Origin of the sequence: Actinomadura sp. KC06 (assembly GCF_004348735.1) — a bacterium.
GTDB lineage: Bacteria > Actinomycetota > Actinomycetes > Streptosporangiales > Streptosporangiaceae > Spirillospora.
The window spans coordinates 70,139-96,793 of the sequence record NZ_SMKT01000006.1 but is presented as its reverse complement, the minus strand read 5'-3'; the positions used below and the strand labels follow the sequence as shown (position 1 = coordinate 96,793).

General features: G+C 71.5%; 30 protein-coding genes. 13 read left to right on the top strand and 17 right to left on the bottom strand.

Annotated elements, in window-relative coordinates:
* Positions 1–10: 10 nt before the first annotated feature.
* From E1287_RS03995 to E1287_RS03980, 4 genes are all read right to left on the bottom strand, one after another.
* On the bottom strand, positions 11–979 hold the full coding sequence (locus E1287_RS03995) for a zinc-binding dehydrogenase (RefSeq protein WP_131963425.1): 969 nt from the start codon (positions 977–979) through the stop codon (positions 11–13).
* Positions 980–1,058: 79 nt separating this feature from the next.
* Positions 1,059–1,841 (bottom strand): amino acid ABC transporter ATP-binding protein, encoded by a 783-nt coding sequence (locus tag E1287_RS03990; RefSeq protein WP_131963424.1) that lies wholly within the window; start codon positions 1,839–1,841, stop codon positions 1,059–1,061.
* A complete protein-coding gene (locus E1287_RS03985; protein ID WP_131963423.1) occupies positions 1,838–2,806 on the bottom strand; it encodes an amino acid ABC transporter permease in 969 nt (322 codons plus the stop codon). Before E1287_RS03985 ends, E1287_RS03990 begins: the two co-directional genes overlap by 4 nt.
* Before the next feature lie 3 nt (positions 2,807–2,809).
* Positions 2,810–3,673: an ABC transporter substrate-binding protein gene (locus E1287_RS03980; RefSeq protein ID WP_243718584.1), complete on the bottom strand. Its 864-nt coding sequence runs from the start codon at positions 3,671–3,673 to the stop codon at positions 2,810–2,812.
* Between the two features lie 402 nt (positions 3,674–4,075).
* On the opposite strand from E1287_RS03980, the gene E1287_RS03975 reads away from it, so the two are divergent.
* The gene (locus E1287_RS03975) at positions 4,076–5,266 is read left to right on the top strand and encodes an NADP-dependent malic enzyme (protein WP_131963421.1); all 1,191 of its coding nucleotides are present in this window, start codon (positions 4,076–4,078) and stop codon (positions 5,264–5,266) included.
* A 12-nt stretch (positions 5,267–5,278) separates the two neighbouring features.
* Here E1287_RS03975 and sodX read toward each other — a convergent pair whose 3' ends face one another.
* A complete protein-coding gene (sodX, locus tag E1287_RS03970) occupies positions 5,279–5,713 on the bottom strand; it encodes a nickel-type superoxide dismutase maturation protease (protein WP_131963420.1) in 435 nt (144 codons plus the stop codon).
* A gap of 186 nt (positions 5,714–5,899) precedes the next feature.
* On the opposite strand from sodX, the gene sodN reads away from it, so the two are divergent.
* On the top strand, positions 5,900–6,301 hold the full coding sequence (gene sodN, locus E1287_RS03965; protein WP_207933992.1) for a superoxide dismutase, Ni: 402 nt from the start codon (positions 5,900–5,902) through the stop codon (positions 6,299–6,301).
* Between the two features lie 178 nt (positions 6,302–6,479).
* Positions 6,480–6,812: a hypothetical protein gene (locus E1287_RS03960; protein ID WP_131963418.1), complete on the top strand. Its 333-nt coding sequence runs from the start codon at positions 6,480–6,482 to the stop codon at positions 6,810–6,812.
* Here the strand turns inward: E1287_RS03960 and E1287_RS03955 are convergent.
* Positions 6,767–7,279: a GNAT family N-acetyltransferase gene (locus E1287_RS03955; RefSeq protein WP_131963417.1), complete on the bottom strand. Its 513-nt coding sequence runs from the start codon at positions 7,277–7,279 to the stop codon at positions 6,767–6,769. The two genes, E1287_RS03960 and E1287_RS03955, sit on opposite strands and share 46 nt — an antisense overlap.
* Positions 7,280–7,481: 202 nt before the next feature.
* Between E1287_RS03955 and E1287_RS03950 the strand changes: the two genes are divergently transcribed.
* Positions 7,482–7,910 carry an anti-sigma factor gene (locus E1287_RS03950; protein WP_131963416.1) on the top strand — a complete coding sequence of 143 codons (429 nt, stop codon included), beginning with the start codon at positions 7,482–7,484 and terminating at the stop codon, positions 7,908–7,910.
* A gap of 50 nt (positions 7,911–7,960) precedes the next feature.
* Entirely contained in the window at positions 7,961–8,719 is a 759-nt protein-coding gene (locus E1287_RS03945) for an RNA polymerase sigma factor SigF (RefSeq protein ID WP_026401215.1), read from the top strand.
* Positions 8,720–8,745: 26 nt separating this feature from the next.
* On the opposite strand, the gene E1287_RS03940 is transcribed toward E1287_RS03945, so the two are convergent.
* Positions 8,746–9,273, bottom strand: a complete 528-nt coding sequence (locus E1287_RS03940; RefSeq protein WP_207933991.1) for a hypothetical protein — start codon at positions 9,271–9,273, stop codon at positions 8,746–8,748.
* Between the two features lie 131 nt (positions 9,274–9,404).
* On the opposite strand from E1287_RS03940, the gene E1287_RS03935 reads away from it, so the two are divergent.
* Both E1287_RS03935 and E1287_RS03930 read left to right on the top strand, forming a co-directional pair.
* Positions 9,405–10,337, top strand: a complete 933-nt coding sequence (locus tag E1287_RS03935; protein WP_347813951.1) for a diacylglycerol kinase family protein — start codon at positions 9,405–9,407, stop codon at positions 10,335–10,337.
* Between the two features lie 292 nt (positions 10,338–10,629).
* Positions 10,630–10,884, top strand: a complete 255-nt coding sequence (locus E1287_RS03930) for a WhiB family transcriptional regulator (protein ID WP_131963414.1) — start codon at positions 10,630–10,632, stop codon at positions 10,882–10,884.
* Between the two features lie 233 nt (positions 10,885–11,117).
* Here the strand turns inward: E1287_RS03930 and E1287_RS03925 are convergent, their stop codons facing one another.
* Entirely contained in the window at positions 11,118–12,776 is a 1,659-nt protein-coding gene (locus tag E1287_RS03925; RefSeq protein ID WP_131963413.1) for a PAS domain-containing sensor histidine kinase, read from the bottom strand.
* A 76-nt stretch (positions 12,777–12,852) separates the two neighbouring features.
* On the opposite strand from E1287_RS03925, the gene E1287_RS03920 reads away from it, so the two are divergent.
* The 4 genes from E1287_RS03920 to E1287_RS03905 all read left to right on the top strand — a co-directional run bounded on the left by E1287_RS03920 (position 12,853) and on the right by E1287_RS03905 (position 15,941).
* On the top strand, positions 12,853–14,025 hold the full coding sequence (locus E1287_RS03920; RefSeq protein WP_131963412.1) for an 8-amino-7-oxononanoate synthase: 1,173 nt from the start codon (positions 12,853–12,855) through the stop codon (positions 14,023–14,025).
* 36 nt (positions 14,026–14,061) lie between these two features.
* Positions 14,062–14,865, top strand: coding sequence for a GntR family transcriptional regulator (locus tag E1287_RS03915; protein WP_230421355.1), 804 nt, complete (start codon positions 14,062–14,064; stop codon positions 14,863–14,865).
* A gap of 156 nt (positions 14,866–15,021) precedes the next feature.
* Complete coding sequence (locus tag E1287_RS03910) at positions 15,022–15,657, top strand: Uma2 family endonuclease (RefSeq protein ID WP_131963411.1); 636 nt, start codon at positions 15,022–15,024, stop codon at positions 15,655–15,657.
* Positions 15,658–15,683: 26 nt separating this feature from the next.
* Positions 15,684–15,941 (top strand): hypothetical protein, encoded by a 258-nt coding sequence (locus E1287_RS03905; RefSeq protein ID WP_131963410.1) that lies wholly within the window; start codon positions 15,684–15,686, stop codon positions 15,939–15,941.
* A 36-nt stretch (positions 15,942–15,977) separates the two neighbouring features.
* On the opposite strand, the gene bioB is transcribed toward E1287_RS03905, so the two are convergent.
* Positions 15,978–16,973 (bottom strand): biotin synthase BioB, encoded by a 996-nt coding sequence (gene bioB / locus E1287_RS03900; RefSeq protein WP_131963409.1) that lies wholly within the window; start codon positions 16,971–16,973, stop codon positions 15,978–15,980.
* 3 nt (positions 16,974–16,976) lie between these two features.
* A complete protein-coding gene (gene bioD, locus E1287_RS03895) occupies positions 16,977–17,702 on the bottom strand; it encodes a dethiobiotin synthase (RefSeq protein WP_165968868.1) in 726 nt (241 codons plus the stop codon).
* Positions 17,703–17,817: 115 nt separating this feature from the next.
* On the opposite strand from bioD, the gene E1287_RS03890 reads away from it, so the two are divergent.
* Positions 17,818–18,612 carry a hypothetical protein gene (locus E1287_RS03890; RefSeq protein ID WP_131963407.1) on the top strand — a complete coding sequence of 265 codons (795 nt, stop codon included), beginning with the start codon at positions 17,818–17,820 and terminating at the stop codon, positions 18,610–18,612.
* 57 nt (positions 18,613–18,669) lie between these two features.
* Positions 18,670–19,164 carry a GNAT family N-acetyltransferase gene (locus tag E1287_RS03885; protein ID WP_207933990.1) on the top strand — a complete coding sequence of 165 codons (495 nt, stop codon included), beginning with the start codon at positions 18,670–18,672 and terminating at the stop codon, positions 19,162–19,164.
* Here E1287_RS03885 and E1287_RS03880 read toward each other — a convergent pair.
* The 7 genes from E1287_RS03880 to E1287_RS03850 form a co-directional block, all read right to left on the bottom strand.
* Complete coding sequence (locus tag E1287_RS03880) at positions 19,161–19,391, bottom strand: hypothetical protein (protein ID WP_131963406.1); 231 nt, start codon at positions 19,389–19,391, stop codon at positions 19,161–19,163. The two genes, E1287_RS03885 and E1287_RS03880, sit on opposite strands and share 4 nt — an antisense overlap.
* A gap of 11 nt (positions 19,392–19,402) precedes the next feature.
* Positions 19,403–20,743, bottom strand: a complete 1,341-nt coding sequence (locus E1287_RS03875) for a biotin carboxylase N-terminal domain-containing protein (protein WP_131963405.1) — start codon at positions 20,741–20,743, stop codon at positions 19,403–19,405.
* A 182-nt stretch (positions 20,744–20,925) separates the two neighbouring features.
* The gene (gene fusA / locus E1287_RS03870; RefSeq protein WP_131963404.1) at positions 20,926–22,950 is read right to left on the bottom strand and encodes an elongation factor G; all 2,025 of its coding nucleotides are present in this window, start codon (positions 22,948–22,950) and stop codon (positions 20,926–20,928) included.
* Between the two features lie 135 nt (positions 22,951–23,085).
* Positions 23,086–24,036 carry a catechol 2,3-dioxygenase gene (locus E1287_RS03865; protein WP_131963403.1) on the bottom strand — a complete coding sequence of 317 codons (951 nt, stop codon included), beginning with the start codon at positions 24,034–24,036 and terminating at the stop codon, positions 23,086–23,088.
* A complete protein-coding gene (locus tag E1287_RS03860; RefSeq protein WP_131963402.1) occupies positions 24,033–25,088 on the bottom strand; it encodes a 4-oxalomesaconate tautomerase in 1,056 nt (351 codons plus the stop codon). Before E1287_RS03860 ends, E1287_RS03865 begins: the two co-directional genes overlap by 4 nt.
* Positions 25,085–25,774 (bottom strand): 4-carboxy-4-hydroxy-2-oxoadipate aldolase/oxaloacetate decarboxylase, encoded by a 690-nt coding sequence (locus E1287_RS03855; protein ID WP_131963401.1) that lies wholly within the window; start codon positions 25,772–25,774, stop codon positions 25,085–25,087. Before E1287_RS03855 ends, E1287_RS03860 begins: the two co-directional genes overlap by 4 nt.
* Positions 25,771–26,511 (bottom strand): PIG-L deacetylase family protein, encoded by a 741-nt coding sequence (locus tag E1287_RS03850; RefSeq protein WP_131963400.1) that lies wholly within the window; start codon positions 26,509–26,511, stop codon positions 25,771–25,773. Before E1287_RS03850 ends, E1287_RS03855 begins: the two co-directional genes overlap by 4 nt.
* Between the last annotated feature and the right edge of the window lie 144 nt (positions 26,512–26,655).

The window sequence follows — 26,655 nt, the reverse complement described above, 5'->3', positions numbered from 1 at the left end:
GGGCCGCCGGTCAGGGCGTGAAGACGATCTTTCCGAAGAGGTCGCCCTCGGCCATGGCGGCGAACCCCTCGTGCGCCCGGCTCAGCGGCAGCGTCCGGTCGATCACCGGCCTGGTGCCCGTCTTGACCAGGAACCGCGCCAGCCGCTCGAGCTGGTCCCGCGTGCCCATCGTGGACCCGACCACCGACAGCTGCAGGAAGAACACCCGGTTCAGCTCCGCCGGCGGCACCGCCCCGCTGGTCGCGCCGGACACCACGATCCGGCCGCCGGGCCGCAGCGACTTCAGCGAATGCGACCACGTCGCCTGCCCGACGGTCTCGATGACGGCGTCGACCCGCTCCGGCAGCCGCGCGCCCGTCTCGACCGCCTCGTCCGCGCCGAGCTCCCGCGCCCGCTCGCGTTTCTCCTCGGTGCGGCTGGTCGCGTAGACGCGGTACCCCGCCGCCGACGCCAGCGCGATCGCCGCCGACGCGACGCCGCCGCCCGCCCCCTGCACCAGCACGGACGCGCCCGGCTGCAGGCCCGCCTTGTCGAAGAGCATCCGGTATGCGGTGAGCCACGCCGTCGGCAGGCACGCCGCCTCCTCGAACGACAGCCCGGCCGGCTTCGGCACGAGGTTGCGGCGCGGCGCCGCGACCTTCTCCGCCAGCGTCCCCTGATGCGCCTCCGACAGCAGCGACCGCTTCGGGTCGAGGGTCTCGTCGCCGCCTCCCCGGCCCGGGTCGCCGATCACCGAGTGGACGATGACCTCGTTGCCGTCCTCGTCCAGCCCGGCCGCGTCGCAGCCGAGGATCATCGGGAGCCGGTCGGCGGGCAGCCCGACGCCCTTGAGCGACCAGAGGTCGTGGTGGTTGAGCGCGGCCGCCTTCACCGTGACGGTCGTCCAGCCGTCCGGCACGTCGGGATCGGGCCGCTCCCCCGCGGTCAGCCCGTTCAGCGGATTGTCTGCATCGATCTTCGTAGCCGTGACAGCGAACATGGATCGCACACTAACCGTCCGCCCCGCGGCGAAACGGCCCGCCCCCCAGGGGACGGGCCGTACGACCGGGATCGCCGGGTCAGAGGACCTTGGACAGGAAGTCCCTCGTGCGCTGGTGCTTCGGGTCGGCCAGCACCTCGCGGGGCGTGCCCTTCTCGACGACGACGCCCTCGTCCATGAAGACCAGCGAGTCGCCGACCTCCCGGGCGAACCCCATCTCGTGCGTCACCACGATCATGGTCATGCCGTCCAGCGCGAGCTGCTTCATGACCTCCAGCACGTCGCCGACCAGCTCCGGGTCCAGCGCGGAGGTGGGCTCGTCGAACAGCATCAGCGCGGGCTCCATGGCCAGCGCCCGCGCGATCGCGACCCGCTGCTGCTGGCCGCCGGACAGCTGCGACGGGTAGCTCTGCGCCTTGTCGCCCAGCCCGACCCGGTCCAGCAGCGCGAGCGCCCGTTCGCGGACGTCCGCCTTCGGCAGCCGCTTCACCCGGTGCGGCGCCTCCATGATGTTCTCCAGCGCCGTCATGTGCGGGAACAGGTTGAACCGCTGGAACACCATGCCGATCTCGCGGCGCTGCGCGGCGACCTCGCGGTCGCGGAGCTCGTAGAGCTTGCCGCCCGACTCCCGGTAGCCGACCAGGTGGCCGTTCACCCACAGCCGCCCGGAGTCGATCTTCTCCAGGTGGTTGATGCAGCGCAGGAACGTCGACTTGCCCGACCCGGACGGCCCGACGACGCACATCACCTCGCCGGACTTGACCTCCAGGTCGATGCCCTTCAGCACCTCCAGCCGGCCGAACGACTTGTGCACCGCCTCCGACCTCACCATCACGTCCGCGACGGCGTCCGGCACGCTCATGCTCCTCCTCCCCCGCTGCCGAAGCCGAGGGCGCGCAGCGCGGCCCCCTTCTCCCTGGGGGCTCCCGCCCCGCGGGCGAAATGGCGCTCGATGAAGTACTGCCCCACCAGCAGGAAGCTGGTCAGGATCAGGTACCAGATGCAGGCCGCGACCAGCATCGGGAAGACGTTGAACGTCCGCGAGCCCACGGCCTGGAGCTGGAAGAACAGCTCGTTGGTGACCGGGACGAACGCCACCAGCGAGGTGTCCTTGAGCATCGCGATGGTCTCGTTGCCGGTCGGCGGGACGATGACGCGCATCGCCTGCGGCAGGATGATCCGGCGCAGGGTCTGGAACCGCGACATGCCGAGGGCGCTCGCGGCCTCCTCCTGGCCCGGCTCGACCGACAGGATGCCGGCGCGCACGATCTCCGCCATGTAGGCGGCCTCCGACAGCGCCAGCGCCAGCAGGCCCGCCATGAAGCCGGTCAGCAGCGTGCGCGCGTCGAGGGTGAAGAGGGTGGCGTCGATGTCGACGCCCATCAGGTCGCCGAGCTGCCCCGCGAACGGCACCCCGCCGACGCGGTACTCGGCGTACAGGATGCCCATGTTGCCGAACAGGATCGCCAGCACGAGGCGGGGGACGGCCCGGAAGAACCAGGTGTAGAGCCAGGCGACGCCGCTGAGGACGGGGTTGTCCGACAGCCGCATCACGGCGAGGACGACCCCGGACAGGACACCGATCAGCATGGCCAGGACGGTCAGCGCGATGGTCGTCCAGACGCCTCGGATGATGTTGGGGCGGAACGCGTTGTCGACGAGGAACGACCACTGGAACTTGTCGTTCGTGACGAGCATGTGGACGAACATCGCGGCGAGCACCGCGATGACCGCCACCGCCGCCCAGCGGCCGGGGTGCCGGACCGGCACGGCCTTGATCGCTTCAGGCCGCGCCGGGTCCGGCGTCTGTTTTGTGAGATCCGCCATCGGTTACGGGTTAACGGCCGAGTCGGTGATCGCCCCCGCCTGCACGTTCCACTTCTCCAGGATCTTCTTGTAGGTGCCGTCCGCCTGGAGGGCCTTGGTGGCGCCGGCGATGGCCTCGGCGAACTGCGTCTGCTCCTTCTGCACGACGAAGCCGTACGGGGCGGCCTCGTAGATGTCGCCGAGCAGCTCGAGCTGGCCGTTGGTCTTCTTCACCGCGTAGGCGATGATCGGCGAGTCGGCGAGGCCGGCGTCGTCCTTGCCGGACACGATCGCCGCGGTCGCCTGGTCCTGGCCCTGGTACTGGTCGATGGTGATCGCGGGCTTCCCGGCGGCCGTGCACTCCTTCGACCGCTTCTGGACGTCGTCGACCTGGACGGTGGCCTTCTGCACGGCGATCTTCTTGCCGCAGGCGTTGTCGGGCTGGACGCCGGCGGGGTTGCCCTTCTTGGTCGCCCACTGGGTGCCGGCGTTGAAGTAGCTCACCATGCTGACGGCCTTCTTGCGCTCGTCGTTGATGGTGAAGGAGGAGACGCCCGCTTCGTACTTGCCGGACTGGACGCCGGGCACGATGTCGTCGAACTTGCTGGAGACCCATTCGGTCTTCAGGCCGAGCTTGGTCGCCACCGCGTCGAACAGCTCGCGGTCCCAGCCGACGACGGTCTTGCCGTCGGTGTCCAGGAACTCGTTCGGCGCGTACGTCGCGTCGGTGCCGATGAGGATCTTGCCGTCCGACTTGATCGCGTCGGGGACCATCCCCGCCAGCTTGGCGTCCGCGCCGCCCGAAGCGGTGATCTTGGGGCCCCCACCCGACTCGTCTTCCTTCTCGCCGCATGCCGAAAGGGCGAGCGCGCCCGTCAGCACAAGCACGCCCGTCACGATCCCGTGACGGCGCAGAGAACCGGTGATCACTGGTCCCCCTTCAGATGGTTGCGTCGGATCCGCGTAGATCCGTAGGTCAGGTGCACATCTTGGCGTACAACCTCTCTGATCTGGATAAAGGGTGCGAAACAATCACGCAACGAGCGGGCCCCGGGACGGTACGTCAGCGTCGGCGTTCCCCACGGAACGCAACCGTACGGCTACATTTCGGCAACGCCCGCGTGACCGTCGCCACCATCCCCGCTCAATCAGGATTTGAGAGGGGGTATGGCACAATCAGACAACGGGTGACCCCCGTACGTCACACGATGACCACCGCGTGACCGGCCACCACACCACCACCAACGCGGCGGCGTTCAAGAAAGCCAACTTTCACCGACAGGGGTCGCTGTGGCTGCTCAGCCCATTCCCACCGAACCTTCCTCGCTGGACGACGATCCGGCCTTCCCGTTGCACCGCGGCGGGAAACTGGAGATGCGGTCGACCATTCCGGTCCGCAACAAGGACGACCTTTCCCTCGCCTACACGCCGGGCGTCGCCCGCGTCTGCACCGCGATCGCCGACCACCCCGAACTCGCCTACGACTACACGTGGACGTCCAAGGTCGTCGCCGTGGTCACCGACGGCACCGCCGTGCTCGGGCTCGGCGACATCGGCCCGGCCGCGTCCATGCCGGTCATGGAGGGCAAGTCCCTGCTGTTCAAGGAGTTCGCCGGCGTCGACTCGGTCCCGATCGCCCTGAGCTGCACGGATGTCGACGAGATCGTCGACACGGTGATCCGGATGGCGCCGAGCTTCGGCGGCATCAACCTGGAGGACATCAGCGCCCCCCGCTGCTTCGAGATCGAGGACCGGCTCCGCGCCGCCCTCGACATCCCTGTCTTCCACGACGACCAGCACGGCACCGCGATCGTGGTGCTCGCCGCCCTGACCAACGCGGCCCGCCTGGTCGGCAGGCCCCTGGCGGACCTGCGCGCGGTGGTGGCCGGCGCGGGCGCGTCCGGCATCGCGGTCTCGCAGATCCTCATCGAGGCCGGCATCGGCGACATCGCCCTGTCCGACAGCAAGGGCCTCATCTACGAGGGTCGCGACGGCCTCAACCCCGTCAAGGAGCGCATCGCCGCGATCACCAACCGGTCGCACCTCAAGGGCTCCACGGAAGAGGCGCTGCGCGGCGCCGACGTGTTCATCGGCCTGTCGGGCGGCACCGTCCACGAGTCGTGCGTCGCCACGATGTCGCCGGACGCGATCGTCTTCGCCCTCTCCAACCCGACCCCCGAGGTCCACCCGGAGGTCGCCCGCCGGCACGCGAAGGTCGTCGCGACGGGACGCAGCGACTTCCCGAACCAGATCAACAACGTCCTGGCGTTCCCCGGCATCTTCCGCGGCGCCCTGGACGTGCGGTCGCACTCCATCACCGAGGGCATGAAACTCGCCGCGGCGACCGCCCTGGCCGACATCGTCGGCGACGACCTCACGGCCGACTACGTCATCCCGGGCCCGTTCGACGAGCGCGTGGCCCCGGCCGTCAGCGCCGCCGTCGCCGCCCAGGCCCGCCGCGAGGGCGTGGCCCGCATCTGACGCGCCCGGCGCTCACCTCGGACGGCCCGTGTTCCCCTTCCGGAACGCGGGCCGCAGGGCCGCCGGGCCGGGCCGCAGGGGCGCCGGGCGCGGCCAGTAGCGCGCGATGACGCGGCCGACGATGAGCGCGTCGGGGACGGGGCCGAAGTCCCAGCTGTCGCGGCGGCCCGGGGCGCGCTGGTTGTCGCTCTCCAGCCACCATCCGCCCGCCGCGCGGTGCCCGGCGCGCTTGACGATCAGCAGGTCCCGCCGCTCGGGGTGGCGCGCCACGACGACGTCCCCGGCCTCGGGACGGGCGCCGGCCCGCACGAGCAGCCAGTCCCCCGGCCGCAGCCCCGGCAGCATCGAGTCGCCCGTGACCTCGACGGCCCGCAGCCGCCCGCGGGCGCCGGCCGCCGCGAGCGCCGCCGCCCCGGCCAGGCCCAAGAACAGCGCGCGGATCCGCATGGTCCTCCTCGTCCGCCCGCATAGTTCGCCGGGCGCCGGTGATGAACAGTCCTGGAAAGGGTTCCGGGCCGCGCCGCGATCCGGTCCTAGGCCGAAATACCGAGCGCCCTGGCCGGACGGGCCCACGGGCACAAGAGTAATGTCGGTGACCTGAGCATGATCCACAACGAGGGAAGGGAATCGCAGGTGTTGCTCAAGCTTCTGCGCCCGAAGACCACGGTGTCCGCGCACTGCGACCTGCCGTGCGGCGTCTACGACCCGGCGCAGGCCCGGATCGAGGCCGAGTCGGTCAAGGCGATCGCCGAGAAGTACGCGGCCAACGAGGACCCGGAGTTCCGCGCCCGGGCGATCCTGATCAAGGAGCAGCGTTCCCAGCTGGTCAAGGAGCACCTGTGGGTGCTGTGGACCGACTACTTCAAGCCTCCGCACTTCGAGAAGTACCCGCACCTGCACCAGCTGTTCAACGAGGCCACCAAGCTCGCCGGCGCCACGGGGACCAAGGGCAGCATGGACGCCAAGGTCGCCGACGAACTGCTGGCCAAGATCGACGAGATCGACAAGATCTTCAAGGAGACCAAGCAGGGCTGACCAGCGAGAACGTTGAGGCCCGGTCCCGATGGGGCCGGGCTTCGGTCATGTCTCGGCCGTCCCGGTGCGGTCCGCGCAGAGTAAGGCGTTGCCCGGCGCGCGCGGGCAGGTCATCCTTCTCTCAAGGAAGTAGCCCGGCATGGCGGGCCGGCGGCGGACTGCGAACGCGGCGGTGCGTGTGAGTGACGAGATCGAATGCCCGGAGTGCGGCGGGACGGGCGAGCAGCGCCTGGGCCCGCTGCGGTTGATGTGCATGTACTGCCACGGCCGCAAGGTCGTCGGCGGCGCGCGTGAGCCCGCGGACGACGGACCGCGTCACCAGCTGTGGAGGTTCCCCGGGGTGGGCGAGGAGCACGACGCCCACGTCCACGGCCCGCTCCCGCCCGTCTGGGAGCATCCGGCGGTGCGCGGGTCGGGCCTCTGCACACACTGCCTCGGAGCGGGCGTCGTCGTGGCCGAGGGCAGCTACGCGGAGGCGCCGTGCCCGGTGTGCTCCGGGGGCGGGCGGTAGGACGCGGCGGCCCCGGTGAGGGCGTCGCCGGTGAGGCGGTAGACCGTCCACTCGTCCTGCGGGCGGGCGCCCATCGCCTCGTAGAAGTCGATGGCCGGCTTGTTCCAGTTGAGGACGGACCATTCGACCCGGCCGTAGCCGCGCTCGTCCGCGATCCGGGCCAGCTCGGTGAGGAGCGCCTTGCCGTACCCGTGGCCGCGGACGTCCGGGGAGACGAACAGGTCCTCCAGGTAGATCCCGTGCGTGCCGTTCCACGTCGAGTACGACAGGAACCACATGGCGAACCCGACGACGCGGCCCTCGTGCTCGGCCACGTGGGCGTAGACCTTCGGGTCCGGGCCGAAGAGGCTCTCGCGGACCTGCTCCTCGGTGGCCTTCACCTCGTGCAGGGCGCGCTCGTACTCGGCGAGCTCGCGGATCAGCCGCAGGATGTCGGGGACGTCGCCGGACGTCGCGAATCGGATCACCCGTGCAGGCTATTCGAGCGCGGCCGGTGGACGTCCCGGCGGGTCTCCGGACGTGACGCACGCCTCCCTCGGACGAGGTTTGGATCGCGTCCTTTCACGTCGCCGCGGACATTGGTGAGAAAGCCACGCGCGGCGAAGTCTCGCACAGGGGCTCGCAGGCGGTAGTTTCGGAAGCAGCGGGACCATCCTGCGAGGGAGTGACGTGACCGAGGAAACCGCTGCAATGCCGACCAGTACGAAGTTGTCCGTCCGCGACGTGGTGACGGTCAAGTTGCCCGCCGCGAGCGCCTACCTGTCCGTCCTGCGGACGGCGACCGCCGGGCTCGCGGCCAGGCTGGACTTCACGCTGGACGAGATAGAAGACCTGCGCATCGCCGTCGACGAGGCGTGCGCGATGCTGCTCGCCCAGGCCCTGCCGGGGACGGACCTGGTGTGCGAGTTCGAGCTGACCGGCGAGGCCATGCGCATCTCCGTGTCCGTGCTGACCGTGGACGGCGAGGTGCCGAGCCGCGACACCTTCGCCTGGACCGTCCTGTCGTCGCTGGCGGGCGAGGTCGACGCGCAGGTCGGCGCCGACGACCGGGTCACCGTGACGCTGCAGAAGCGCCGCGGTTCGGCGGGGGCCCCGTGACAGAGAAGACGACGATCGCCGGCGCGAGCAACGAGCGGTCCGAGAGCGCGGTGCCGGACCGCGCCCGCGCCCGTGCCCTGTTCGAGCGCCTCGCCGAGCTTCCCGAGGGCGACCCCGAGCGCCAGCGCATCCGCGACCAGCTCGTGGAGCTGCACCTGCCGCTGGTGGAGTACCTCGCCCGCCGCTTCCGCAACCGCGGCGAGTGGCTGGACGACCTGATCCAGGTCGCCACGATCGGGCTGATCAAGTCGATCGACCGGTTCGACCTCGAACGCGGCGTGGAGTTCTCCACCTACGCCACGCCCACCATCGTCGGCGAGATCAAACGGCACTTCCGCGACAAGGGCTGGGCGGTGCGCGTCCCGCGCCGCCTGCAGGAGCTGAAGCTGTCGCTGACCAAGGCGATCAGCGACCTCGCCCAGCGGGAGGGCCGCGCCCCGACCGTCAGCGAGCTGGCAGCGCACCTGCAGATGAGCGAGGAGGAGGTACTGGAGGGCCTGGAGTCCGCCAACGCCTACTCCACCGTCTCCCTGGACGCGCCCGACTCCGGCGACGAGGACGCTCCCGCCGTCGCCGACTCCCTCGGCATGGTGGACGAGTCGCTTGAGGGCGTCGAGTACCGCGAGTCCCTGAAGCCGCTGCTGGAGAAGCTCCCCGCCCGCGAGAAGAAGATCCTGCTGCTGCGGTTCTTCGGCAACATGACCCAGTCGCAGATCGCCGCCGAGCTCGGCATCTCCCAGATGCACGTGTCCCGGCTGCTCGCCCGCACCCTCGCCCAGCTCCGCGAGGGCCTCACCGCCGACGAGTAACCGGCCCGGGTGGGGTTGGAGGACGGTCAGTCCTTGGTGGGCTGTTCCTTGAGGCGGTCCTTGAGGCGCTGCCCCAGGGACCGCGGCTCGCCCGGGCCCTGCGCGGGCTCGACCTCGTCCTCCACGGACTGATCGTCGCCAGCGGCGCCATCGTCCTCTAGGACGTCGTCCTCGTCATGATCGGTGATCAGCCAGGCGGTGCTCGGCGGGCTCAGCACGGCGATCAGCGCGAGGACGGCGACCACCGCCATCGGGATCGCCAGCTCCGGACGCTCGCTCTGCCACAGCGACCACGCGACCGGCAGCGCGAACAGCTGGGTCAGCACCGCGGGGGCGCGGCTCCACTGGTCGGCGTGCCACAGCCCGCGGGCGCACGCGAGCATGCCGAGTCCGCCGGCGAGCGCGAGGACGGTGACCCCGATCGCGCTGGCCGGGTCGACGGCGGCGCCGGTGGCCGTCTCCACGCCGGTGTACACGCCGAACCCGACGGCTGCGGCGCCCTCCACGGCCTCGAGGGCGGCGGCGGCCTGCACGGTGATGGGACGCTTGGACACAACCAGAGACCCTACTCGGCCCCGCCCGTGGATCACGCCCCCCAGCCCGGTTCTCGGATGCCTGGCGAAATGGTGGGGCAACACCGGGCGAACGCATCCGGAACGATCGATACCCTGACGCCGTGCGCGCCATGCTCATCGCCAACCCCAAGGCGACCTCCACCTCCCGGCGCGCCCGCGACATCCTGATGCGGGCGTTCTCCGGCGATCTCGACCTGGTCCTCGCCGAGACCGGGCATCGCGGCCACGCCACCGAGCTGTCCCGGCAGGCGGCCGTGGACGGCTACGACGTCGTGATCACGCTCGGCGGCGACGGGACGGTGAACGAGGCCGTCAACGGGCTGCTCGCCCACGGCCCGTCCCCCGGGCTGCCCGCGCTGGCGGTCCTTCCGACCGGCAGCACCAACGTCTTCGCCCGCACGCTCGGCCTGCCGGGCGACCCGATCGGCGCGACGAAGGCGGTCCTCGAAGCGCTGCGCGCGGGACGGCACCGCACGATCGGGCTCGGCACGGCCTCCCACGAGGGCGGTCCGGAGCGCTATTTCACGTTCTGCGCGGGGGTCGGGCTGGACGCCGAGGTCGTCCGGGAGGTCGAGCGGCGCCGCGCGGCCGGGGCCACCGCCTACAACTCGCTGTACGTCCAGACGGCGGTCCGGCATTTCTTCTCCGGCACCGACAGGCGGCGTCCGGCCCTCACTTTGGAACAGCCGGGGCGTCCACCGAAAACCGGACTGTTCCTTGCGTTCATCTCCAATACATCGCCTTGGACTTTCATGGGACGCCTCCCGGTGAATCCGAGTCCGAAGGCCAACTTCTCCCGCGGCCTGGACGTGTTCGGCATCCGTTCCCTGGACGTCGGTCCGACGCTCGGGGCGGTGGCGCAGATGCTCACCGCCCGGGCCCGTCCGGTGCAGGGACGGCACGTCGTGAACGTGCACGATGCGGCCGAGGTCACATTGCGCGCGGAGCGGCCGATGGCCTTTCAGCTGGACGGCGACTACCTTGGCGAACACCGCAGCGTGACGTTCCGGTCGGTCCCGAAGGCAATACGCATCGTCATTTGAGACCGTTCGGGCTGCCAGGTGAGAGCCAAGTAACACGCCTGACCCACGGATGTGACACATGCGACATCCATACTTTGAGAATCCTTTCTCAAAGGTCTTGCGTCTGCCCGCGCCCCCCTGACACGCTCAAAGTGCGCCAGCCGACAAGGGACCCCGACGACGCCGGTCTCCGTCTCGCAGCGCCGCCGAACATTCACCCCTGGACCTGGCCACCGCCACCTGGGTGTTTTCGACATGTGAAACCGTTCACAAGAGTGGAGTCTCTCCACCACCTGACGAAGGAGTGGACCGCATGGACTGGCGCCACCGCGCAGCCTGCCGTGACGTGGACCCCGAGCTGTTCTTCCCGATCGGCAACACCGGACCCGCGATCCTGCAGATCGAAGAGGCCAAGCAGGTGTGCCGCCGCTGCGACGTCACCGACGCCTGCCTGCGCTGGGCGCTGGAATCCGGCCAGGACTCGGGCGTCTGGGGCGGCATGGGCGAAGACGAGCGCCGCGCCCTCAAGCGCCGCGCCTCCCGCGCCCGCGCCCGCGCTGGGCTCTAGTTTTTGCATTTCTCTCCTCCTTCGGGCCCTGGGGCCCTCCATCGTCGAGAAACGCGGCGCGATCGCTGCATCGCTTCGTCTCGCCTTGGCGGCTCGCTGCGCGATCAGGTTCTCGCAAGCTCGAACCTGCCTTCGGACGCGATCGCAAGCGTTGAGGTCGTTGCGTCGCCGGGGTGTCAGCTGATGTCAGCGCGATAGCCGGTCTGGGCCTTCGCGATAGTGGGGCTGGGCCTCTAGGGGGCCTGGGACGGCTGGCGGCGGGAGGATTGAGCGTCGCCTAGGGGGATGTCGACGACGACCTCGGTGCCGCCGCCCTCGCGGGGGCGGAAGTCGAGGTGGCCGCCGAGTTCTCCGACGATCAGCGTCCGGACGATCTGGAGCCCCAGGCTGTTGCTGCTCTCCACGTCGAAGTCCTCGGGGAGGCCCACGCCGTCGTCGGCGACCACCGTGACGAGGCGGCGTCCCCCGGCCGGACCCTCCTCCGGGACGACGCGCGCGTGCTCGTCCGCCCCCGGCCAGTCGCCCCAGACGGAGACGCCGCCCGGATCGCGGGGCGCCTCGCCGTCGCCGTAGCGGTGCGCGACGACCTCGAGCGTCCCGAAGCGGTTGGTCAGGCCGTGCTCCAGGGCGTTCTGGAGCAGCTCGGTGAGCGCCATCGCCAGCGGCGTGGCGACCTCGGCGGGCAGGACGCCGAAACTGCCGCTCCGCTTCGGCGTGACCTTGGTCTCCGGCGTCGACACCTCCCCCGCCATCGTGATCACGCGGTCGGCGATGTCGTCGAAGTCGATCAGCTCGTCGGGGGTGTGCGACAGCGTCTCGTGCACGATCGCGATGGACCCGACACGGCGGACGGCCTCGTCCAGCGCCGCCCGGCCCTCCGGGATCTGCAACCGCCGCGCCTGGAGCCGCAGCAGCGCCGCCACCGTCTGCAGGTTGTTCTTCACCCGGTGGTGGATCTCCCGGATGGTGGCGTCCTTGGTGAGCAGCTCCCGGTCGCGCCACCGCAGCTCGGTGACGTCCCGGCACAGGACGATCGCGGCGATCCGCGTCCCGCTGACGACCAGCGGGATCGTCCGCAGCTGCATGATCGACCCGTGCGACTCCACCTCCACCTCGCGGGGCGCCCGGCCGGACAGGACGACGCTCAGCGCCTCCTCCATCGGCTCCCCCGTGTCGCACAGGTCGGCGGTGATCTGCCCGAGCGCCTCGCCGACCAGGTCGGCCGGGTAGCCGAGCCGCCGGTACGCCGACTGCGCGTTCGGGCTGGCGTAGGTGACCCGGCCGGAGCGGTCCAGCCGCATCAGCCCGTCGCCGACGCGCGGCGAGCGGACCATGTTCGGCTCCTCGCCCGGCGCCGGGAACGTTCCCTCGCAGATCATCGTCGCGAGGTCGCTGGCGCTCTGCAGGTAGGTCAGCTCCAGGCGGCTCGGCGTGCGGGCGGAGCTGAGGTTCGTGCTCCGCTGGATCACGCCGAGGACCTTCGCGCCGCGCCGCACCGGGATCGACTCCTCCCTGACGGGGATGCCGCTGCCCCACTCCGGATCGCCCTCCCGGACGATCCGCCGCTCCCGCCACGCCACGTCGATCAGCCCGCGCCGTCCCGTCCGGACGACCTTGCCGACCAGGTCCTCCGGGTAGGCGGTCGGCCCGGTCGTCGGCCGCATCTGCGCGATCGCCACCCAGCCCGGGACGGCGGCGCCCGTGTCCGGCAGGGGCCGCCGGGCGCGGTCGGCGGGCAGCGCGGCCGCCGACCGGAGCGGCACCCAGAGCAGCAGGTCCGCGAACGACAGGTCGGCGAGGAGCTGCCAGTCGGACACCAGAGCGTGCAGCCACTCCAGATCGTCCTCGGTCAGATCGCTGTGATCGCGGACGAGATCGGTCAAGGTAGGCACGTCACCATCATCGCCGATGGGCTTTGGTGCCCGGGCCCGTCCCCCGCCCGGCGCGCGACCTGGCAGGATGCAGCGCATGACCGCGGCACGTGACCCCCTGGCCAGGCTCCGGGACGCCGCGGCCCGGCGCGCCGACGCCGGGCTGCGCCGGACGCTCCGTCCCCGCCCCTCCGGGACCGGCGGGCTCGCCGACCTGGCGTCCAACGACTATCTCGGGCTGGCGGGCGACCCCCGCCTGGTCGAGGGCGCGGTCGCCGCCGCCCGCGAGTGGGGCACCGGCTCCACCGGCTCCCGCCTCGTCACCGGGACGACGGAGCTGCACGCCGAGCTGGACCGGCGGCTCGCCGCGTTCACCGGCAGCGCCGCCGGGCTCGCCTTCTCCTCCGGCTTCCTCGCCAACCTCGGCGCCGTCACCGCCCTCGCCGGGCCCGGCACGCTCGTCGTGTCCGACCAGGTCAACCATGCCTCGCTCGTGGACGCGTGCCGCCTGTCGCGCTCGCGCGTCGTGATCGTCCCGCACCGCGACACCGCCGCCGTCGAGCAGGCCCTCGCCGACCGCGACGAGGACCACGCGATCGTCGTCACCGACGCCGTGTTCTCCGTGGACGGCGACCTCGCGCCGCTGCGGGCCCTGCACACCGCCGTCCGGACGCACGGCGCGCTGCTGGTGATCGACGAGGCGCACGCGCTCGGCGTCGTCGGCGACCACGGCCGCGGCGCCGCGCACGCCGCGGGCCTCGCGGGCGAACCGGACGTGGTCCTCACCGTCACGCTGTCGAAGTCCCTGGCGTCCCAGGGCGGCGCGGTCCTCGGCGCCCCCGAGGTGATCGACACCCTGATCGACACCGGCCGCTCGTTCATCTTCGACACCGGCCTGAACCCGCCCGCCGCCGGCGCCGCGCTCGCCGCGCTCGACGTCCTCCAGGCCGACCCCGCCCTGCCCGGACGCGCCCGCGCCCGCGCCCGCCGCATCTCCGACCTCGCGGCCGGTTCCGGCCTGGAGACCGCCGTCCCGGCCGCCGCCGTCGTCCCGGTGTTCCTCGGCGAACCGCACGCCGCCGTCCGGGCCGCCGAGGTCTGCGCGGAGCACGGGCTCCGCGTCGGGTGCTTCCGGCCGCCGTCCGTCCCCAAGGGCCGGGCCTGCCTCCGCCTCACCGCGCGTGCCACGCTGGCGGAGCCGGAGCTCACCCGCCTGGAAGAGGCCCTGGCGAAGATCGCATGTTCTACCGGTCGTAGTCTTCACACATAACATCGGGGAAACCGATGATGAACGTGAGGAGATGCCGTGACGGAGGTCAGGGGCGGGCCCCGGCACGGGGGCGGATTCGAGCACGGCTACGACCGGGCCTCACTGGGCGACGTCGGTAAGCGCCACCCGAACCAGGCGCCGCGCATCCCCAAGTACTACAAGCTCAAGGAACTCCTCGTCGAGCTGATCCAGTCCCTGCCCCCCGGCAGCCCGCTGCCTCCCGAGCGGACCCTCGCGGAGAAGTACGAGACGTCCCGCACGACCGTCCGGCAGGCCCTCGCCGAACTGGTCGTCGAAGGACGCCTGCAGCGCATCCAGGGCAAGGGCACGTTCGTCGCCAAGCCGAAGGTCTCCCAGGAGCTCCAGCTCGTCAGCTACACCGAGGACATGCGGCACCACGGCCTGCGACCCGAAACCCGCATCCTGGAGGCGGGCTACGTCAGCGCCGACGAACGCCTCGCCACCCTCCTGTGCATCAGGCCGGGCGGGCGCGTCCTGCGCGTCCACCGGCTCCGCCTCGCGGACGGCGAGCCCATGTCCATCGACACCTCGCACCTCCCGGCCCGCCGCTTCCCCGGCCTGCGCCGCGAACTCCCCCGCCACCGCTCCCTGTACGAGACGCTGGCCACGGCCTACGACGTCCACCTCACCGAGGCCGAGGAGACGATCGAGACCGTCCTGGCCACCCCGCACGACGCGCAGCTCCTCGGCGTGGACGTCGGCCTCCCCATGCTCCTCCTCTCCCGCCACGCCTTCGACACCACGGGCCAGCCCGTCGAATGGGCCCAATCCCTCTACCGAGGCGACCGCTACAAATTCATCACCCGCCTCCGCCGCTGACCCTCGGTTCCACTCCGGCCGCGCCCAGATCTTTCGACCACAAGTTCGAAGGATCCGGCTACGCTGGGTGCAACCCTTCTCTACGATGACCGGGAGCAGATCGTGAGGGAAAGGTCGCAAAACGTGACGAGGGCCCTGGTTACCAGACTTGACGGCGTGTCCGATGACTCGCTGTGGGGCATGTGGGTGCGCGGCGAGGTGGAGGACCTTCTCGATCTTCCGTACGAGGGCATACGGGTCGAGATCATCGGGAGTCAGATCGTCGTGTCACCGGCACCCACCGTGGCGCATGCAATGATTCTCGGACACATCAGCACCGCGATGTCGAACGCCGCAATGAAAGACCCCGACTTCCCTTGGGTGGCCACGCAGGTCGTCAACCTGTACCGAGAGACGGCGGGCAAGTCCGCGGTCCCCGACCTCATCGTTCTCGCGGCGGACGCACTGGACGCCGCCGCTGATGCCGACACCTTCGGGCTGTCGCCTGATGAGATCGAGATGGTGGTCGAGGTCACCTCGCCCAGCAACTCCGAGCAGGATCGGCCACCGAGAAGCGGGCGCCGACTGGCGCAACCCAACAAATGGTCCCGCTACGCCCACGTCGAGATCCCCTACTACCTTCTCGTCGACCGATCGCCGAAGGAGGCCAAGACGACCCTCTACTGCATTCCCGACCCGTCCACGGGCGCTTACCTGCATCAGGAGTCGTGGGCGTTCGGGGAGACGATCCACCTGCCGGAGCCGTTCAACATCGAGATCGAGACCAGCCGTTGGGGGCCGTGGAAGACGTGAACGAGCCTTCGGCCACGATCCCGCCCATGGCGACCACCATCGACCAGCGGACCAAGATCGTGATCCACGGTGTGACCTATCCGGTGGATCCTCGGGACATGACCGCTGAAGAGATCCGGGAGCACCTCTTCCTGCCGGACGAGGCCGACATCGAGGTCCTCGATCACCAGGACGAGGGAGATCTCACCGAGGTCGGCATCTCATGGGCCGAGGGTGTCGACGGCAAGGTCGTGCTCGACCATATCCGCCGAATTATCCAGGAGCGGATGGTTCGCATCGTGTGAACGCGCGGCCGACGAGGCCGCGCGTCCGTCCTGGAATCACAGGGTCTGGGAGAGGGCCTTGATGGGCATTTTGAGGTCGGTGAGGAGTTCCAGGTCCTTTTTTGCGGGGCGGCCCAGGGTGGTGAGGTAGTTGCCGACGATGATGGCGTTGATGCCGCCGAGCATGCCGTCGCGGGTGCCGAGGTCGCCGAGGGTGAGTTCGCGGCCGCCGGCGTAGCGGAGGATGGTGCGGGGCAGGGCGAGGCGGAACGCGGCGATTGATTTCAGTGCTTCCGTGCCCTCGACCAGGGGGAAGTCTGCGAACGGGGTGCCGGGGCGGGGCGCGAGGAAGTTCAGGGGGACCTCGTCCGGTGAGAGGTCGGCGAGCTGGCCCGCGAATTCGGCGCGTTGCTCGATCGTTTCGCCCATGCCGACGATGCCGCCGCAGCACACCTCCATTCCGGCGTCCTTCACCATGCGGAGGGTCTCCCAGCGCTCCTCCCACGTGTGCGTGGTGACCACGTTCGGGAAATGGGAGCGGGCCGTCTCCAGGTTGTGGTTGTAGCGGTGGACGCCCATCGCGGCCAGCTCGTCCACCTGCTCCTGGGTGAGCATGCCGAGTGAGCACGCGATGTTGATCTCCACGGCGTCGTTGATCGCCTTGATGCCGTCGCGGACCTGCGACATCAGGCGCTCGTCCGGGCCGCGGACGGCCGCGACGATGCAGAACTCCGTCGCGCCGGTCTTCGCGGTCTCCTTCGCCGCCTCGACCAGTTCCGGGATGTTCAGCCACACGGAGCGGACCGGCGACTCGAACTTGCCGGACTGGGAGCAGAAATGGCAGTCCTCGGGGCAGCCGCCCGTCTTCAGCGACACGATGCCCTCGACCTCGACCTCCGGGCCGCACCACCGCACCCGCACCTCGTGGGCGAGCGCGAGCAGGTCGTCCAGCCGGTCGTCGGGGAGGGTCAGGCAGCGCAGGACCTGCTCGGCCGAGAGCCCCTCGCCCTCGTCCAGGACCTGGCGGCGGGCGACTTCGAGGATGTCGGTCACGTGTTACTCCTTGTCGAGGCCGTGGCTGTCGCGGAACGCGGCGGCGTCGAACGAGCCGCCGAACGAGGGGGCCAGGCCGCGGTGCGCGGCCAGGAGGAACTCCGCCGGGTCCAGCGCACCGGCCCCCGCGGGCATTACACCCGACAGCGGTCGAGCCGCGATCGTTTCCAGGTCGCGGACGTTGCTGCGCATCGCGAGGTCCGGGTCGTCCGGCCACGCGCCGATGACGACGCCGGCGAGCTGGACGCCGCGGTGCGCCATCGCCTCCAGCGTCAGCGCGGTGTGGTTGAGGGTGCCGAGGTCCGGACGGGTCACCACGACCGCGGCGGCGCCGAGCCAGCGGGCCAGGTCGGCGATCGTGGCGCCCTCGTCGTCGTAGCGGACGAGGAGGCCGCCCGCCCCCTCGATCAGCACCAGCCGGCGGTCGGCGGACAGGTCCCGGACGCGCTTGGCCACGTCCGCCAGCCGGAGGGGCGGGACGCCCGCGCGCCGGGCCGCGGCGGCGGGCGACAGCGGGTCGGGGAACCGGGCGAACTCGTGCACGTCGTCAAGGCCGGCGAGCCGCCGCACCTCGTCCAGGTCGCCGGGCTCCCCGTCGCGGACGCCGGTCTGGCCCGGCTTGACGACGGCGACGGACGCGCCGCGCACGGCGGCGACCGCGGCCAGCGCCGCGGTGACGACGGTCTTCCCCACTCCCGTGCACGTCCCGGTGACCACGACAACACTCACAAAGCGGCACCCTAGCGCGGGCCAGGGGCGGGGACGCCCGCCGAACCCCACAGTCTTCGGCGCCGGAATTTGTCGGCGGGCGGAACCGGACCGGGCGGCGGGGCGTCCAAGCGTCATGGCCGGTCCCTACACACGTTCCCGCTGGGTGTCGGTGTCCGCCGTCGCGGCATGCGCGGCGCTGACCTCCTGCGGCGGATCGGAGACGGCCGGGCCGTCGCCGTCGTCCCCCGCGCCCTCCACATCGGCGTCCCCCGCCACGTCCCCCGCCGGCGACTCCCCCGCCGGTGAGAAGCTCGTCCTGCGCTGGCGCAAGACGGGCGGCATCGCGGGCTTCGGCGGCCCGGGCAGCGTCCCCGACTTCTCCCTCTACTCGACCGGGCGGGCGATCGTCGCGGCCGACGGGCCGCAGGCCCCGCTGACGGAGTACCGCCTCAAACCGGAGGCGCTCCAGCGGCTCCAGGACGAGGCGCGCAAGGCGGGCCTCGGCCGCACCCACATGGTCGGCTCCGACCAGCAGATCATGGACGCGATCACCATCGTGTTCACCATGGGCGACGCGACGACCCGGATCGTCCAGCCCGAGTCCCAGGGCGGGCCGGAGGCGGCGTTCCTCAAGCGCCTCGACCCGAACGGCTGGGCGCCGTCCGACCAGGCCGCCCCGCCCAGGCCGTACGAACCGTCGAAGACGGCCGTCCTGGCGGGCGAGACGAGCGGCGGCACCGTCAAGAAGTGGCCGCTCGGGCCGCTCGGCGAGGGCGAGCAGGCGGCGGGCGCCATCTGCACGCTGGCGCCGTCCGAGAAGGTCCCCGCCACCAAGCCGGACGTCACCTGGCGCAGCGAGGGCAAGACGTACTCCGTCCGGCTGCGCCCCCTCCTCCCCACCGAGACCACCTGCAAGGACATCACCTGACCGCTCCGGCCGCGGGCTGCCGGATTTGTCGCTGATGGTGGCGGATAACCTGGTTCGGTGTCTGAGGCGGTGATCGTTCGCGAAGCGCGGGCGGACGAGTATGAGCTGATCGGCGAACTGACCGTAGAGGTGTACGTCGCAGGCGGGCTGGTGTCGGCCGCGTCCCCGTATGTGAGCACGCTCCGGGACGCCACCGGACGCGCCGAGAAGTCCGAGCTGCTCGTCGCCGAGATCGGCGGCGAGGTCGGCGGGGCCGTGGCGTACTGCCCGCCGGGCAGCCCCTACGCGGAGCTGGCCGGGCCGGGCGAGGCGGAGTTCCGGATGCTCGCCGTCCGGGAGAAGGCGCGCGGCAGAGGGGCCGGGCGCGCAATGGTGCTGGAGTGCGTGACGCGGGCTCGCGCCGCGGAGCTCAGCGGGCTGCGGCTGTCGACGCAGCGGAACATGGACGCCGCGCATCGCCTGTACGAGCGGATGGGGTTCGTCCGCACGCCGGACCGCGACTGGGCGCCCGCGCCCGGCGTGGACCTGCTGACCTACGCGCTCGCCCTCTAGGACGCGGGACCGCCGTCCAGGGCGCCGTGCTGGGACAGGGCGCCGTGCTGGGACAGGGCGCCGTGCTGGGAACAGCGGGCCGTCCAGCCCAGGGGCGTGACCTGGACGATCATGCGGCGGCGGCAGCGCGGGCAGTAGCGGGGCGGTTCCATCTCGCGGGCGGCGCGGCAGGCGGCGTGGTCGCCGTCGGCGGCGGGTTCGCCGCAGCGGTCGCAGTAGGTCTCCACGGCCGGTCCTTTCAGCGAGGGGCCCGCATGCGGCCGACGAGCCCGGTGTCGTAGGTTCCGTCCGCGAACTCGGGACGGTCGAGCAGCTCGCGCAGGAAGGCGAGGTTGGTGCGCGGCCCCTCGATGTGGAACGCGTCGACGGCGGCCCTGGCGCGGCGCAGCGCGTGGTCGCGGTCGTCGCCGTGGACGCTCAGCGTGGCGAGCAGCGGATCGTAGTGGGGGGTGACGGCGGTGCCCTCGGCGTATCCGGCGTCGATGCGGATGCCGTCGCCGACCGGCTCCTCCCACACCGTGATCTCGCCGGTCGCGGGGCGGAAGTCCCGCGGGTCCTCGGCGAGGACGCGGAACTCGACGGCGTGGCCGTGCGGGGTCGCGTCCGTGAACGAGACGGGCTCCCCGGCGGCGATGCGGAACTGCTGCGCGACCAGGTCGATTCCGGTGACCAGTTCGGTGATCGGGTGCTCGGCCGGGAGGCGGGTGCTCATCTCCAGGAAGTAGAACTCCTGCGCGGCGGGGTCGACCAGGTATTCGACGGCGCCGGCGCCGCGGTAGCCGACCGCCTCGCCCGCGCGGACGGCGGCGGCGAGCATCCGTTCGCGCAGCTCCGGGGTGACGCCGGGCGACGGGGTCTCGCCCGCGACCTTCTGGTGCCGGCGCTGGACGGAGCAGTCCCGCTCGCCGAGGGCGAGGACGGTCCCGTCTGCGAGGCCGAGAACCTGCACGTCGACGTGCCGGGCGCCCTCCACGTACCGTTCGAGGAGGACGTCGGCGTGCCCGAAGAGGCGTTCGGCGTGGGCGCGGGCCGTCGCGTACGCCGCGCGCAGGCCCGCCTCGTCGCGGGCGGCGGCCAGGCCGATGCCGCCACCGCCGGCGGCGGGCTTCACCATCACCGGGTAGCCGATGCGCTCCGCCTCCTCGACGGCGGTGTCGGCGTCCGGGACGGGCTCCCACACGCCGGGCGCGACGGGTACGCCCGCCTCCTTCATCAGGTTCCGGGCGTTGATCTTGTCGCTCATCCGGGCGGCGGCGAGCGGCGGCGGGCCGATCCAGACGAGGCCGCGCCCGGCGACGGCGCGGGCGAACTCGGCGTCCTCGGCGAGGAACCCGTGCCCTGGGTGGACGGCCTGCGCGTTCGTCCGGTGCGCGGCCTCCAGGATCGCCGGGACGTTGAGGTAGCTGCGCACGGGGTCGGCGGGGCCGATGAGGACGGCCTCGTCCGCCTCCGCGACGAACGGGAGGTCGGCGTCGGCGTCCGAGTGCACGGCGATGGCCTTCACGCCCATGGCGCGGGCGGTGTGGACGATCCGGCCGGCGATCTCCCCGCGGTTCGCCACGAGCACGGACTCGAACACCTGCTGTCTCCCCCTCGCGGATCGGCGGGACCGGACGCCCCGACCCGGCCGAGACTAGCGCCGGGGGCGCCGCCGCGTCCGGCCGTGCGCCGCACAAATAACGGCGCGCGGATTTGTGCCCAGGGCGGCGGATCCGCGCGCCGACCGGGGACCGCACGTGGGGTACGGCCCCCGGCCTGGGCTCATCCGGCGGCGATGATCTTCTGGGCCACCGAGGGCGGGACCTCGGCGTAGGAGTCGAACCGCATCGTGAACACGCCGCGGCCCGACGTCATGCTGCGAAGATCGCCGACATAGCCGAACATCTCCGCCAGCGGCACCAGGGCCTGGACGACCCGTGCGCCGCCGCGTTCACCGCCGCCCTCCACCCGGCCGCGCCGGGCGTTCAGGTCGCCGATGACCGCGCCGAGATGCTCCTCGGGGGTGGTGACCTCGACGGCCATCACCGGTTCGAGCAGCACCGGGGACGCGCGGCGGACGGCCTCCTTGAACGCCATCGAACCGGCGATCCGGAACGCGAGCTCGGACGAGTCGTAGGGGTGGAAGTCGCCGTCCAGCAGGACGACCCGCACGCCCGTCAGCTCGTGGCCCGCGAGGACGCCGGCCTGCATCGCGTCCTGGCAGCCCGCGTCCACGGACGGGATGAACTCCTTCGGGATCCGCCCGCCGGTGACCCGGTTGACGAACTCGTACCCGTCCGCGATCGGCTCGACGGTGATCTGCACCTTCGCGTACTGGCCCTTTCCTCCCGACTGCTTGCGGTGCAGGTGGCCGACCTTGTCCACACGTCGCCGGACGGTCTCGCGGTAGGCGACGCGCGGCCGTCCGACGTTGGCCTCGACGTGGAACTCCTCCTTCATCCGGTCGACGAGGACCTCCAGATGCAGTTCGCCCATGCCGCCGATGACGGTCTGGCCGCCGTCCTCGCGCACCCGGAAGGACGGGTCCTCCTCCGCCAGGCGCCGGATGGCGGCGCCCAGCCTGTCGACGTCGGCCTTCGACCTCGGCTCGACCGCGACCTCGATCACCGGGTCCGGGAAGTCCATCGACTCCAGGACCACGGGATGCGCCTCGTCGCACAGCGTCTCGCCGGTCGTGGTCCGCTTGAGGCCCATGACCGCGACGATGTCGCCCGCGCCCGCCGACCCGATCTCCTCCCGGTCTCCCGCGTGGACGCGGTAGATCTTGCCGATGCGCTCCTTCGCCCCCTGGACGCTGTTCAGCACCGAGGCGCCGGACACGAGCCGTCCCCCGTAGATCCGGACGAACGTGAGCCGCCCCAGAAACCGGTCGCTCATGATCTTGAAAGCGAGCGCGGCGAGCGGGGCGCCGTCGTCCGGAGCGGTCGCGACGTCGAGCGGGGACGGCAGGTAGCGGACGACCGCGTCCAGGAGGGGCTGGACGCCCTTGTTCTTGAACGCGCTGCCGCAGAGCACCGGCGTCACCGCCGACGCGACCGTGAGCCGCCGGATCGCCGCATGCAGTTGCCCCTGCGACGGCTCGGCGCCGCCCAGGTACAGCTCCATGAACTCCTCGTCGTGCTCGGCGACCGTCTCGACGAGCGCGGCCCGCCATCGCCGGACGTCCGCGGCCATGCCGGACGGGACGTCCACGACGACGTGGGTGTCGTCCGGCCAGACGTGCGCCCGCCCGGACACGAGGTCGGCGACGCCCTCGAACCCGTCCTCGGATCCGATCGGCAGCTGCATGACCAGCGGGACGGCCCCGAGCCGCTCGCGGATCATGTCCACGCAGCGGTGGAAGTCGGCCCCGGCGCGGTCGAGCTTGTTGACGAAGCAGATCCGCGGCACGCCGTACCGGTCGGCCTGCCGCCACACCGTCTCCGACTGCGGCTCGACGCCCGCGACGCCGTCGAACACCGCCACGGCGCCGTCGAGGACGCGCAGGCACCGCTCGACCTCGATGCCGAAGTCGACGTGCCCCGGCGTGTCGATCAGGTTGATCGTGTGCTCGGCGCCGTCGGCCGTCCAGTGGCAGGTCGTCGCGGCGGACGTGATCGTGATGCCGCGGTCGCGCTCCTGTTTCAGGAAGTCGAGCGCGGCGGCGCCGTCGTGCACCTCGCCGATGCGGCGGGACACGCCGGTGTAGAACAGGATGCGCTCGGCGGTCGTCGTCTTCCCGGCGTCGATGTGCGCCATGATCCCGATGTTGCGAACCTTGGGAAGCGCAAGGAATGTGGTTGTCATCGGGAGTCCTCCTTTTCTCTCTGACGACGACCGCCGCCGGACAAGATCGTCCCTTTGCGGCAAGCGCACCGTAGCCGCGGAGAACCGGCGAGCGCCAAGGGTTTTCCGCGGTGGAGGAGGTCCTGCGAGCCCCGCTCAGGAATCGACGGGCGGGGTTCCGTGCGTGTGGAAGGACTCGATCGTCTTCAGGCCCCACGCCTGGCCCTTGGCGCGCTCGGCCTCGGTCCAGGTGATGGTCTTCCAGTCGGGGGCCAGGATGAGGCGCGCGCACGGGTTGCACAGCTCGACGCGGTTCCCGCCCGGCTCGTAGACGTAGAGGAAGAACGTCTGCTGGATGGCGTGCTTGTGCGGGCCGGTCTCGATGAAGACGCCGTTGTCGAGGAAGATGTCGGCGGCGCGGAGGATGTCCTCGCGGGTGTCGGTGGCGAACGCGATGTGGTGCAGGCGGCCGTGGCTGCGCGTCCAGTCGCGGGTGTAGACGAGGTCGTACGACTTGTTGGTGAAGGTGACCCAGCGTCCGGCGATGGCGCCGTCGTCCAGGCGGATCTGCTCGGTGGGGTGGCCGCCGAGGACGTCGCGCAGGAAGTCGGTCGACGGCTCGACGTCGGCGGCGAGGAAGTTGACGTGGTCGAGGCGGCGGACGCACACGCCGAGCGCCGGGTACGCCTGCGCCTGGTTCTTCAGCGACGGAGCCAGCTCGGGCGGCGCCCGGTACCACTCCGACTCCCAGTAGATCTCCAGCTCGTGGCCGTCCGGGTCGCGGAACACGTAGGTGGGGCCGAGGCCCGGGTCGCCGTCGCGCCAGCCGACGCCGAGGCCCGCGTCCTCGATGGCCCTGACGCGCCGGTCGAGCGCCTCCTGGGAGGACGCGCGCAGCCCCGTCCGCCCGATGCCGGACGTGCTGTGCGCGGTGAGCTTCAGCGTGTGGTGCTCGTAGTCGTCCCAGGTCCGCAGGTACACCGAGTCGCCTTCGGACCCGTTCTCGGTGAGGCCCATGACGCGGGTGAAGAACCACAGGCTCTTCTCCGGCTCGGGCGTCAGCAGCTCGACGTGCGCGACGTGCGCGATCTCATGCTTGATGGTCATGTGCGGCTCCGCGGGAAGACAATGCCGTCGAAGAGTTTCCGGGCCGTGCGGACGACGCCCGCCCGCCGGACGGACGTGCCGTCGAGCTCGACCGCCACGTCCAGGCGGCCCGTGGGGTGCTCGATGCTCATCGGCTCGCCCGGCGGCGGGAGTTCGGCGAGGTCGCGGCCGACCGCGCCGTCGACGAGCAGCGCGGTCGCGACGGTGACGGCGCCGAGCACGCCGATCGAGGCGTGGACGCGCAGCGGGATGAACGTGCGCGTGCAGATCATGCCGCCGTCGCGGGGCGGCGCGACGAGGGTCGTCTTCGGCACCGAGGCGTCCGAGACGTCGCCGAGGCCCATCAGCTCACCGGCCCGGCGCCGCAGCGACTGGACGCGGTCGCGCAGGCGGGCCAGGTCGTCCGGGGTCTCGTAGCCGGTGACGCCGAAGGACGACGCGGCGGCCACGACCACCGGCATGCCGTTGTCGACGCAGGTCACCTCGATGCCGTCGATCACGTCGCGGGGGCGGCCGGTGGGCAGCAGCGCCCCGCAGGACGATCCTTCCGTCCCGGCGAAGTCCAGGAGGATCGGGGCGGCGGTGCCGGGGACGCCGGAGATCGCGGTGCCGCCGTCGTAGTCGACGGTGCCGCCGGGCGTCGGGAAGGTCGCGGTGGCGACGCCGTCCGAGTTGACCATGCGGATGCGGACGCTCGTGCGCTCGCCGTCCGCCTCGACCAGCCCGCGTTCGACGGCGAACGGGCCGATGCCCGCGAGGATGTTGCCGCAGTTCTGCAGGTCGGTGACGGTCGGGTCCTCCACGCCGAGCTGGAGGAACAGGTAGTCGACGTCGGCGTCCGGGGCGTCCGGGCGGGACACGACGGCGACCTTGCTGGTGAGCGGGTGCGCGCCGCCGATCCCGTCGATCTGGCGGGGGTCGGGCGTGCCCATGACGCGCAGCAGCAGGTCGTCGCGTTCGGGGACGGACGGCGGCAGGTCGTCCGCCAGGAAGTAGGCGCCCTTGGACGTCCCGCCACGCATGATCATGCAGCGCACGCCGTCGCCGTTCATGAACCCTCGTATTCGACGTACTCGATGCCCAGCTCGGGGAGCCGGGCGCGGAGCCCGTAGCGGTCGAGGCCCAGCTCGCCGCGCCGGAACGCCTCCCGCGTGGCCTCCTCCTTCTCGGCACGGGCCTGGGCGGCGGCGACCGCGCTCGCCGCGTCCTCGCGCGGCACGCACAGCACCCCGTCGTCGTCGGCGAGGATCGTGTCGCCCGGCCTGATCACCTGCCCGCCGATCGTCACCGGGACGTTCACCGAGCCGGGCGTCGCCTTCACCGTCCCCTGCGCGCTGACGGCAGCCGACCACACCGGGAAGCCCATCGCGTGCAGTTCGGCCACGTCCCGTACTCCGGCGTCGATGACGAGCCCGCGCACGCCCCGGTGCTGGAGCGCGGTGGCGAACAGCTCGCCGAACATCCCGTCCGTGGACGGGGACGTCGTCGCCACGACCAGCACGTCACCGGGACGGCACTGCTCGACCGCGACATGGATCATCAGGTTGTCGCCCGGCCAGGACAGCACCGTCACCGCCGAGCCGCCGATCCGGGAGCCCAGGTGCACCGGACGGATCGACGGCCCGAGATAACCCGTCCGCCCCATGGCCTCGTGGACGGTCGCGACCCCGTGCCCGGCGAGCGCGTCGGTCAGGGCGGCGTCGGCGCGGGGCGGGTTCGTGACGACGATCGTTCTCACGCCAGCACCGCCGTCGTCTGCGGGTACAGCCGGACGTACGCCTCGGCCATCGTGTCGTGCGGGAGCCCGAGGTTCGGGCCCGCGTTCCGCTTGAGCTGCACGCCCCGCCGCTTCGCCAGCTCGGTGTAGTACTCCCACATGTGGACCTGCGCGGGCAGGCGCTCCATCGCCTTGCGCTTGCGCTCGAACACCGGCGTGATGTCGAGCAGCACGTCCGGTTTGAAGCCGCACTGCTCCGGCTGGTGCGGCTCGAAGAAGAACACCGGCGGCGCGCCGAGCGGGTCGCCGGGCGCGTCGTACCCGATCGCCTGCGCCAGCACCCGCGCCTGCAGCGCCATCCGCGCGGCCGCCGGATGGTCGCCGTTGTACGGGTCGGCCAGCGTGTGCGTGAGGACGACCGCCGGCTCGAACTCCCGGTACACCCGGACGAGCCGGTCCACCAGCTCCGGCGTCTCCAGCAGCGGGTAGTCGCCGGCGTCCAGGAACTCGATCTCCGCGCCGAGCTCCGCCGCCGCAGCCTCGGCCTCGCCGCGCCGCAGCGCCTTGATCTCGTCCAGGCCCTTGCCCTCGCGCCAGGCCCGCGCGGACTCGCCGCGCTCGCCGTAGCTGAGGCACACGACCTTCGCGCGGTCGCCGCGCGAGGCGGCCAGGGCGATCGCGCCCGCGGCGCGCCACACGAAGTCGCCCGCGTGCGCGCTGATCACGAGCAGGGGGCTGGACGGGGTGTCGTCGCTCATGGCCCCACACCCTCACCCTTGTCGCCCAAATTGTCAACAATTCTGCACACAGTGGGTGTGACCCACCGGGTTGACGCGTGTGGAGCTGATCAGTTAGAAGCGGGGACAGGGGACGGTTACGCGCCGGTGCACTCCGGGGATCCG

What these genes read in the sequence shown, in the direction of transcription:
- E1287_RS03995 (WP_131963425.1), bottom strand. Translation starts at nt 979, where the DNA reads ATGTTCGCTGTCACGGCTACGAAGATCGATGCAGACAATCCGCTGAAC.
- E1287_RS03990 (WP_131963424.1), bottom strand. Translation starts at nt 1,841, where the DNA reads ATGAGCGTGCCGGACGCCGTCGCGGACGTGATGGTGAGGTCGGAGGCG.
- E1287_RS03985 (WP_131963423.1), bottom strand. Translation starts at nt 2,806, where the DNA reads ATGGCGGATCTCACAAAACAGACGCCGGACCCGGCGCGGCCTGAAGCG.
- sodX (WP_131963420.1), bottom strand. Translation starts at nt 5,713, where the DNA reads ATGCGGATCCGCGCGCTGTTCTTGGGCCTGGCCGGGGCGGCGGCGCTC.
- E1287_RS03935 (WP_347813951.1), top strand. Translation starts at nt 9,405, where the DNA reads ATGCTCATCGCCAACCCCAAGGCGACCTCCACCTCCCGGCGCGCCCGC.
- E1287_RS03930 (WP_131963414.1), top strand. Translation starts at nt 10,630, where the DNA reads ATGGACTGGCGCCACCGCGCAGCCTGCCGTGACGTGGACCCCGAGCTG.
- E1287_RS03920 (WP_131963412.1), top strand. Translation starts at nt 12,853, where the DNA reads ATGACCGCGGCACGTGACCCCCTGGCCAGGCTCCGGGACGCCGCGGCC.
- E1287_RS03905 (WP_131963410.1), top strand. Translation starts at nt 15,684, where the DNA reads ATGGCGACCACCATCGACCAGCGGACCAAGATCGTGATCCACGGTGTG.
- E1287_RS03890 (WP_131963407.1), top strand. Translation starts at nt 17,818, where the DNA reads ATGGCCGGTCCCTACACACGTTCCCGCTGGGTGTCGGTGTCCGCCGTC.
- fusA (WP_131963404.1), bottom strand. Translation starts at nt 22,950, where the DNA reads ATGACAACCACATTCCTTGCGCTTCCCAAGGTTCGCAACATCGGGATC.
- E1287_RS03865 (WP_131963403.1), bottom strand. Translation starts at nt 24,036, where the DNA reads ATGACCATCAAGCATGAGATCGCGCACGTCGCGCACGTCGAGCTGCTG.
- E1287_RS03860 (WP_131963402.1), bottom strand. Translation starts at nt 25,088, where the DNA reads ATGAACGGCGACGGCGTGCGCTGCATGATCATGCGTGGCGGGACGTCC.
- E1287_RS03850 (WP_131963400.1), bottom strand. Translation starts at nt 26,511, where the DNA reads ATGAGCGACGACACCCCGTCCAGCCCCCTGCTCGTGATCAGCGCGCAC.